The organism is Mobiluncus holmesii ATCC 35242 (genome assembly GCF_000185445.1).
Classification (GTDB): Bacteria; Actinomycetota; Actinomycetes; order Actinomycetales; family Actinomycetaceae; genus Mobiluncus; species Mobiluncus curtisii.
Map to the genome: position 1 here is coordinate 1 of NZ_GL622350.1, position 527 is coordinate 527.

The following is a 527-nucleotide window of genomic DNA, read 5'->3' on the forward strand; positions in this document are numbered from 1 at the left end:
GGTGTTTGACCGGCTTCGAGACGGTTCTGGGGTTTCGAGATGGGCGGTTATCAGTGATACCGGATTGAAACTCGGTGTCAGTCGGGAATCACTGCGCCGCTGGGTGAATCAAGCTGAAATAGATCAGGGCGAGAGATCCGGGGTCACTCGAGAGGAGTCTGCCGAGATAAGGCGGTTGCGTAAAGAAAACGCAGAACTCAGACGTACGAACGAGATTCTGAAACTGGCATCAGCTTTTTTCGCCCTAACAGATGCAGGGATTAGATCATCGACCGGAACTATTGGGGATTCTTACGATAACGCGCTAGCCGAGACCGTCAACGGGCTATACAAAACCGAGTTGATTTACTCCCAGACCTGGCGCTCATGCACCGAAGTCGAATGGGCGACCCTGAACTGGGTGTACTGGTGGAATCACCAGCGTCTCCACGAATCGCTAGATTATTCCACTCCCGAGGAAGTGATAACCCAATATAATCAAACCCATGCTAAACAACTAGCACCCGTATAAGAAACGGAACAAAACC

The 527-nt window shown here is 51.0% G+C and carries 1 protein-coding gene; it reads left to right on the forward strand.

From position 1 onward, the window contains the following. A partial coding sequence (locus HMPREF0576_RS09595; protein ID WP_154645590.1) for an integrase core domain-containing protein occupies positions 1-511 on the forward strand: 511 nt, incomplete at its 5' end. Positions 512-527 lie beyond the last annotated feature (16 nt).